Consider the following 9,253-nt stretch of genomic DNA (forward strand, 5'->3'; position numbering starts at 1 on the left):
GATGAAGCAATATTATTAGTACGCCATCTTTTGGGCCAATCCGGTAACATGCGCCTAGCGCACATCTACTTGGAGTTTCATGTTACCGGCATCGCCAGCAAAAAAATGGACAGGATCACGAATTTTGGCACAAGTTGTGGCAAAAGGGTCCGCCGGCCTCGGCGCAGCCGTACTGAGCGTGGCGGTACAGGCGGCGGACGGCCTGAAATACGAGGTGCGCATCGACGCTCCCGGCGACGTGCGCCAGCTGCTGGAGCATAACCTCGACCTGGTGCGCTTCCGCGGCAACGACCGCATGGACCGCGAACAGCTGCAGCGGCTGGTGCGGGTGGCGCCGGAGCAGATCCGCACCCTGGTGGCCACCGATGGTTACTATTCCCCGGTGGTGAGCGCGCGGCTGGACCGTGATACCGGCACGCCGCTGGTGCTGGTCAAGGTGGAACCGGGCGAGCCGGTACGGGTCGGCGCAGTCGATTTGACGCTGCAGGGCTTTGCCGCCAACCCGGATCAGCCGGCCGACAAGCAGTTCGACGTCAACGCGCTGAAGACCGCCTGGCCGCTGAAGCAAGGGGCGGTATTCCGGCAGGAGGATTGGGAGACGGCCAAGCGCAGCACCTTGCGCTCGGTGGTGCAGACGCGCTATCCGCGCGCGCAGCTGGTGGACAGCCAGGCCACGGTGGACCCGGAGGCCCGTCTGGCCAACCTGCGGGTGGTGATCGACAGCGGGCCGGAGATGCGCTTCGGCGAACTGCGCATCGAGGGCTTGAAGCGCTACCCCGCCTCGGTGGTCAGCAACCTGAATCAGATCCACCCCGGCGATTACTACAGCGAGGCGGCGCTGCAGTCGTATCAATCGCGCTTGCAGGACACCGGTTATTTCGCCAGCGTGGAAGTCAGCGCGGACATGAGCGCGATCCTCAACGAGCAGCTGGACGCTGCCGCCATGACGCCGGAACAAAACGCCACCGCGCCGATGGCGCCGCTGCCGCTGCTGGTGCGTGTGGTGGAGAACAAGCGCAAGAACGTCAGCGCCGGTATCGGTTACTCGACCAACACCGGCAACCGCGCCTCGCTCACGTACGACGACTTGTCGGTGTTCGGTCTGCGCATGAAAAGCGCGCTGACGCTGGAGACCAAGAAGCAGACTGCCACCAGCAATTTCTACTTCCCGATCACGCCGGAAGGCTATAACGACAGCATCGGCGCCTCGTTTGAGCGCAGCGACATTTCGGGCGAGGTAACCAGCGTGGCCAGCCTCGCCGGCAAACGCACCTGGGGCACGCCGCTGCTCGAACGCAGCCTGACGCTGGAGCTGCTGACTGAAACCAAGACCATCGGCGGCATCCCGTCCAGCCAGAGCAAAAGCCTGCCGCTGACGTACGGCGTCACCTGGCGCAAGCTGGACAACCTGCTATTCCCGACCAAGGGCTATGCGCTGAATGCGCAACTGGGCGGTGCGCTGTTGCCGGTGCTGACCGACGAGGCGTTCGTGCGCGGCTATCTGCGCGGTGTGACGTATCTGCCGCTGGGTACCAGTTCGAATGCGATTTTCCGCGGCGAGGCGGGCGCGCTGGCATCGCGCGACAAGAGCGGCGTGCCGGCGGTGTATCTGTTCCGCGCCGGCGGCGACCAGTCAGTGCGCGGCTATGGCTACCAGGAGCTGGGCGTGCCGCAGGATGGCGCGATCACCGGCGGCCGTTACCTGCTGACTGCCAGCGCCGAGTACCAGTACTGGTTCAAGCCGCAGTATGGCGCCGCGGTGTTCTATGACGCCGGTAATGCCGGTGATTCGTTCAGCGACCTGCATCCCAAGTCCGGCTACGGGGTCGGCGCGCGCTGGAAGAGCCCCGTGGGTCCGATCAATGTCGATATCGCGTATGGCCATGCCGTGCACAAGGCGCGCTTGCACTTCTCGCTGGGGTTCACTTTCTGATGGACGAGCAAAACAACCATTCACAGGACGGCGCACCGGCGCCGGCGCCGCAACAGCGCCGCTGGCCGCGCCGCGCCGCCATCGGGCTGGGCGCGCTGCTGCTGTTGCTGGCAGGGGCGTTCTGGCTGCTGGGGCGCGAGTCGACCTTGCAGCAGCTGGTGCAGCGGATTTCGAATGCCAGCGGCGGGCAGATTGCGGTCAGCGGCGTATCGGGCTCGCTGTATCACCGCATGCATATCGATAAGCTGGTGTACCGCGACAAGAGCACGGTGGTGACGGCGGAGCAGATTGATATCAACTGGTCGCCGTTGCAGTATTTTTCGGAAGGGCTGACGATCAGCGAGCTGCATGCGCGCAGCTTGGTCGTGCAGAGCATGGGGCCTTCCGAACCGGCGAAGATGCCGGCGTCATTGGCCTCGCCGATCCGGCTCAGCATCTCCGACGGGCGGCTCGACAAGCTGACCTTGAGCAGCGAGGCAGGCAGCGACGTGATCGAACGCCTGCGCTTCAAGCTCGACGGCGACCGCAGCGCGTGGCGACTGCAGCAAGCAGCGGCACACACGGCGTTTGGCGATATTCAGGCCGAAGCCACCATTGCCGGCGCCAGGCCGTTTGCGCTGCAAGGCAAGGCCACGCTGACGTACGCCCCTGCGGGCGGCACGGCGGCAAGTGCTGCTGCGGCGCGCGGCACGGCGGCAGGTGGCTCCGGCGCGGCGGCGAAAGGCGGCGTGGTGGCAGGCGGCGCGCGGGTGGATGTGCAGGTGGGCGGCGACCTCGCGCTGATGACGCTGAAGGCGCAGGGCGCGGCGAATGGCGCAAGCGGCGAAGCGGTAGTCGCGCTGGCGCCGTTTGACGCCATCATTCTGCGCTCGCTCGACCTGACCGGCCGCGATCTTGATCCCGCCGGCTTCGACGCCAGCTGGCCGCAAGCCAGATTCAGTCTCAAGCTGACCGCCGCCATCGCCAAAGACCAAAAGCTCTCCGGCCAATTCGCCCTGCTCAACCAGGGCAAAGCCGCGCCACTCGATCAGGACGGCCTGCCGCTGCAAGCCTTCAGCGGCCGTCTGGACGGCACGCTCACTACCTCGCTGCTGGACAACGTCCTGCTCGATCTCGGCCCGGCCGGCAAATTCACCGGCGGCGGCAAGGTCCAGCGCAGCGGCCTGGAGGCCGGCATTGACGCCGCCACCTTCAAGCTGCACACCGATCGCATCGATCTGAAGAACCTCCACACCAGCATCAACAAGACCGCCGCCGCCGGCGACATCACGCTCGCCAGCACGCCGACCAGACAAACGCTGGCAGCCGCGCTGGCGGACAAAGGCTTGCGCCTCGACCTGCAAGCCACGCTGGCCGACGCTCAACTGCAACTGCATCAAGCCCGGCTGCAAGCGAAGAAAGGCAGCATCACCGCCACCGGCCAGGCCAGCCTGAAAGACAAGCAGGCCTTCAGCGCTAAAATCACCACCGACCATTTCGACCCGTCCGCGCTGGGTACCGGCTATCCGATTGCGGACCTCAACGCAGACATCAATGCCAGCGGCGTGCTGGCACCGGCATGGCAAGTGGCGGCAGCCTTCCAGATCAAGGGCAGCAAATTGATGGGCCAGGCCTTGAGCGGCAACGGCAAGCTGAATGCCGATGCGCGCCACATCAGCGGCGTCGATGCGCATTTGTCGCTGGCGCAAAACACGGCGGACGTCAGCGGCAATTTCGGCGCGCCGGGCGAGCAGCTGCGCTGGAAGATCGACGCACGTCAGCTATCGGCGGTCAGCAGCGATTTACTGGGCGCGGTCACCGCCAGCGGCGTGGTCACCGGCAGCATGGACGCACCGCGCAGCAGCTTTGAAGCGGATGCCAGAGGCCTGGGCTTCGCCTCCGCCAAGCGGCCATCGGATAGCTTGATTCGCGCGGCCGGCGATGTGGTGGTAGTCAAAGGCACGCCGGAAGTGAAACTGAACGGCGGCATCCAGCGCGTAAACCCTGCTGCGTTTGGCGCCGCGCAGGCAGGCGCCATCAACGCTACCTTCAGCGCCGAAGCGCGGTTGGCGGATGACTGGCGCGCAGGCGTGAACCTGACCTTGCAACCGTCCACGTTTGCCAACGCGCCGCTGTCGGGCTATGCGAAGCTGACGGCATCCAAGGGCAGCATCGGCAATGCGGATGTGGATCTGCATCTGGCGACCAACAGTGTGACGGCCAAGGGCAGCTTTGGCAGCGCGCTCGATAAGCTGGAGTGGAAGCTCGATGCGCCGCAACTGGGCGCGCTCGGGCCGCAGTTCGGCGGCGCATTGCGCGCCAGCGGCACCTTGTCCGGCACCAGCGCACGCCCTGCCTTGGCACTGACGCTCAACGGCAGCAACCTGCGCGCGCCCGGCCAGCAGGAAATCGGCAGCATCAAAGGCAGCGCAACGCTAGGCAATACCATCGCCATGGCCAACAGCGCGGCAACGGGGACCGCTGGCGGCGCGACGCCCGGGACGGCAGCAGGCGGCGGGTCGCGCAGCACGGTGGCAGCCCGCGGCGGTGCGGTCGGGCGAGGAGCTGGGACGGAGATCATGGCCGACGTGCCGCTCGTCAGCGACATCGAGATCACGCGTTACGTGTCGCCGGCCATCTCGCTCGACAAGGCACGCTTGCAGACGAGTGGCTCGCGCTCCGCGCACGTCATCCAGCTAAGCGCCAGCAACCCGGACTTCGATGCCGCCATCCGCGTCAAGGGCAGCTGGGCCGACGACACCTGGACCGGCGCCATCGACACCCTGCAAAACCGCGGCCGCTTCGCCCTCACCCTGGCCGCGCCAGCGCCGCTGAAGCTGGTCGCGCCCGACGACACCGGCGTGGCCGGCCTGCTCAAGCCGGAACAGATCGCGCTGGGCAGCACCACCATCAACCTGCCGGCCGGCTCCGTGCGCATCGACTATCTTGAAAAAACCGGCGCCACCTGGCGCAGCAAAGGCCAGGCCGCCGGCGTGCCGGTCAACTACCTGGCCCAACTCTCCGACGCCTGGCGCGACAACGTCCGCAGCACCATGACCATCGGCGCCGACTGGGGCCTCGACCTGCAGGCGGCCACCCGCAGCCTGGCCGGCGGCGTCCACGTCTACCGCGAACAGGGCGACCTCACCATCACCGGCGCCGACCTGCCGCAAGCCCTCGGCCTGCGCACGCTGGACGCGCGCGCCGACGTCACCGACGGCACCCTGCGTGTGCAACTCAACATCGACGGCACCCGCGCCGGCCAGGCGAAACTCGACGGCAGCGCCCAACTGCAAAACGGCCGCCTGGCCGACGACAGCAGCTTCACCCTGAACGGCAGCGCCAACATGGGCTCCCTCGCCTGGCTGGCGCCGCTGGCGGGCCAGCCAGGCCTGGAAATCGACGGCACGCTGAAGATGGCCATCACCGGCGCCGGCACCATCGCCGCGCCCCAACTGAACGGCGACATCACCGGCGATAAGCTCAGCGTCAACTGGCTGGACCAGGGCATCAAGCTGCGCAACGGCCAGTTGCAAGCCCACCTCACCGGCGACCAGCTGCAACTGCAAAAGCTGGCCTTCGACGGACCGCAGGGCCGCGCCCAGGCCGACGGCTGGATACGCTACGCCAGCAACGAAGCCACCATGCAGCTCAAGCTCAGCGCCGACAAGCTGGAAATGCTGTCGCGCCCCGACCGCACCCTCACCGTCAGCGGCACCAGCACCCTGACGCGCGACGCCAGACACTTCCAGCTGGACGGCAAATTCCGCGCCGACCGCGCCAACATCGAACTGGCTGGTGCCGACACGCCGACGCTGAGCGACGACGTGGTTATCATCGGCAAAGGCAAGGCGCCGGTCAAAGCCGCGCAAGGCATGCCGCTGAATATCGATGTGGAGGCGGATCTCGGCAACGACTTCACACTCAAGAGCAAAGGGCTGGAAGCGCAACTGGCCGGCGCCGTGCGCATCCGCGTGGCCGACCGCCGTCCGCCGCGCGTCAACGGCAGCATCCGCGTGGTGAACGGCACCTACGCCGCCTACGGTCAGAAGCTGGTGATCGACCGCGGCGTGATCAACTTCACCGGCGCCTACGACAACCCGGGCCTGAACATCCTGGCCGTGCGCCGTCGTCCGGAAGGCGAAGCGCTCAGCGAAACCAATGTGGAAGCCGGCGTGGAAGTGCGCGGCACCGCGCTGGCGCCGCAGGCCAAGCTGGTGTCCACGCCAACCGTCTCCGACAGCGACAAGCTGGCGTGGCTGGTGCTGGGCCACGGCATCGACAACACGGCCGGCAACGACATGGCGCTGCTCAGCACCGCCGCCGGCGCATTGTTTGGCGGCGCCGGCCAGGGCAAGCTGGCCAGCGCGCTGGGCGTGGATGAACTGGGCGTGGGACAAGCGGCCGGCACCTCGACCGCCGGCGCGGCAACGGGACTGCAGAATACCGTGGTCACGGTCGGCAAGCGCCTGTCGGCGCGCGCCTATCTGAGTTTTGAACAGGGCGCCAGCACCGCGACCAGTCTGGTCAAGCTCAAATACAAGCTGAACCCGCGCATCACGCTGCAGTTCCAGACCGGCACCAACAACGCGCTGGACGTGCTCTACACCTGGGCGTTTGACTAGCTCGGATTGTGATCCGGGACCGGATCATCCTGCGGCGCCGGATGCGGCACATTCGGCGGCGCGGGATCATCCACAGGGACGACAGGATCGGGGGCGCGGTGAAAACATTTCATGATCGTCACTCCAGGCGGGAATACTGCCCCCATTCTACGCCGTTGCGTGTTTCACGTATTTCTCCAGCCAGGCATTGGTTTCATACAGCATCTGCATGATGGACTCGCGCGCGCGGTAGGCGTGCGACTCGTTCGGCAGCATCACCAGCCGCGCCGTGCCGCCCAGGCCTTTGATGGCCTGGAACATGCGTTCGCTCTGCAACGGGAAGGTGCCGGAATTGCTGTCCTCCGCGCCGTGGATCAGCAGCAGCGCATCCTTGATCTTGTCCGCGTAATTAAACGGCGACATGGACTGATACACATCGCGCGCCTGCCAGTATGGCCTTTCCTCGGACTGGAAACCGAATGGCGTCAGGGTGCGGTTATACGCCCCGCTGCGGGCAATCCCCGCACGGAACAAACGCGTATGCGCCAGCAGGTTGCCCGTCATGAACGCGCCGTACGAATGGCCGCCGATGGCGATGCGATGACGGTCCGCCACGCCGCGCCGCACCACCTCGTCGACCGCCGCTTCGGCTGACGCCACCAGCTGCGGCAGATAGGTGTCGTTCGGCTCCTCGTCGCCAGCGCCGACGATAGGGAACGAGGGATTGTCCAGCACCGCGTAACCCATCGCCAGGAACACTGCGGGTCCCCAGTAACTGACCGCGTTGAAGCGGTACGGCGAACCCGTGGTCTGGCTGGCCGCGCCGGCCGATTTGAACTCCTGCGGATAAGCCCACATCAGCATCGGCAGCGGACCGTCGCGCGCCGCGTCGTAACCGGGCGGCAGCATCAGCGTGGCGGTCAGCTCCACGCCGTCCTTGCGCGGATAGCGGATCTGCTCCTTCACCACGTCGCGCAGCTGCGGCGTCGGGTGTGGATAGTTGGTCAGCGCGGTCAGCTGCTCGCCTTCCGGCTTGGTCAGATCGCGCAGATAGTAATTCGGCCGCTCGGTGGGCGACTCGCGCGTGGTGAGCAGCAGCGTGCCGTCGTCGTTGAGCACTGCGGCCACGTTTTCAAAATACGGTGCGGCGCTCTGGAACAGGCGTTCCTTCTGGCGCGTGGTCAGACTCAGACGGTCGATAAAGGGACGGTCGCCTTCCGGCGTGGCGCCCGCGCCATCCAGCAGCACGGTGGTGCCTGGACCAATCAGCAAACGCGGGAAACCATTCGCGTCCGCGCGCATCACCGGCGAACCGGGACTGTTGTAGCGGTCCTCGTAAGAGCCGGCGATGATCAGTTCCGGCGGCGTGGACAAATGGCCCGGCGCGATCATCCACTGCTTGTAATCGCGCGTCTTGTGCCAACGCTCGTTGATCAGCGCCACATCGTCGCGGCCCCACGCGATGCCGGCGTAGCGCATGGTGAGGCGCGCCAGCACCAGCGGCGGTTCGCGGAACGGCGCCGCATGCATCAGCACCAGATCGCGGATGCCATCGATCACTTCGCGCGCAGGATCGCCGCCGTCCTGCGCCTCCGCCCACACCAGCGCAGCCGGCGCATCGGCGCGCCACGACACGTGGCGCACGCCTTCCGACACCGCGTCATTCCCCGGCGGCAGACCCTCCTCCAGCGGCAGATCGGCCACCGTGTGCACCACGTCGCCGTGCATGTCGCGCACTTCCAGCTTTTCGCCAAAGCTGGAGGCCGGCACGATGTAGGAGTATGGCCGCGTGATGCTTTGCGTGAGCAGGTACTCGCCGCTGGGCGCGATCGAGGTGCGCGAGAACTGCCCCGGCGCGCCGATCAGCCGCGTTTTGCCATGCAGGTCGACGATGGCCATCTGCACCGTGATGTAATACTCGAACAGGCGCGCGTCTTCCTCGTTCTTCAACAGGTCCTGATAGGTGCGCAACTGACGCACATGACCGTCCGAGGTGCTGTCCTGCTCTATCGGTCCGGAAGGAATCCCGCTGGACACCGGCGGCTTGCCGATGCCGGCCGGGCGCCAATGCACCAGCAGGCCGCTGCTGTCCGGCAGCCAGTTGAAGCCGCGCGTGAGCACCGCCGACAAAGGCTGCGGCGACAGCTTGCGCGCCTTGCGTTCTGCGATATCGAGCACCCACAGCTCCACTGAGCCACGCTCGCCCTGCAAGGCGACGTGGGTGAACGCGAGGTAGCGCTGGTCCGGCGACCAGCTCAGGTCCGCCAGCCGCAGGCCGCGCGGCAAGCCGCGGAGGCGGCTCTCCTTGCGCGTGCCCACCTCCAGCAGCGACAGGTCGGTGCCGAACGAAAAACGCGAGGAAGAACAGGTGCGCGGATTGATGCGCAAGCCGGCCAGTTTCAATTCCGGCTGCGCCACTTCGGCGATGCCGGGCAGCGGCGGCGTTTGCACCACGGCGGCGATGTTGCGTTGAGGGCTCAAGCTCAATGCCGGTGCGCGCGGCGCATCGACGATGGCTTGCAAGGCAGCAGGCGGCAGGCGGTAACCGCCCTGCTGGGCGCCGGCTTGCGGCGAGGCGGCCATCAGGCCAAGATTCAGGGGCAGCACAGGTAATGGTTTGTTCATGGAGATCCTTTCGATCCGAACGGGCTGCTAAAGTCCAGTTTGCTTATGCTGATCGTGATTGTCAATCAGTGCCGTACAATCACGGTTTTAAGCTTTCGCATTCGGACAGATT

3 protein-coding genes are annotated in these 9,253 nt (G+C 66.2%); 2 read left to right on the forward strand and 1 reads right to left on the reverse strand.

What is annotated here, in order from left to right; all coding sequences use genetic code 11:
• Positions 1–79: 79 nt before the first annotated feature.
• Together ABDW57_RS19500 and ABDW57_RS19505 are read left to right on the forward strand one after the other, a co-directional pair.
• Positions 80–1,933 (forward strand): autotransporter assembly complex family protein, encoded by a 1,854-nt coding sequence (locus ABDW57_RS19500; protein ID WP_343731837.1) that lies wholly within the window; start codon positions 80–82, stop codon positions 1,931–1,933.
• Positions 1,933–6,537, forward strand: coding sequence for a translocation/assembly module TamB domain-containing protein (locus ABDW57_RS19505; protein WP_343731838.1), 4,605 nt, complete (start codon positions 1,933–1,935; stop codon positions 6,535–6,537). The genes ABDW57_RS19500 and ABDW57_RS19505 overlap by 1 nt, the downstream gene beginning before the upstream one ends.
• A gap of 147 nt (positions 6,538–6,684) precedes the next feature.
• On the opposite strand, the gene ABDW57_RS19510 is transcribed toward ABDW57_RS19505, so the two are convergent.
• Positions 6,685–9,141, reverse strand: coding sequence for a prolyl oligopeptidase family serine peptidase (locus ABDW57_RS19510; RefSeq protein WP_343731839.1), 2,457 nt, complete (start codon positions 9,139–9,141; stop codon positions 6,685–6,687).
• Positions 9,142–9,253 lie beyond the last annotated feature (112 nt).

It is taken from the genome of Duganella sp. (assembly GCF_039595735.1).
Classification (GTDB): domain Bacteria; phylum Pseudomonadota; class Gammaproteobacteria; order Burkholderiales; family Burkholderiaceae_D; genus Rugamonas.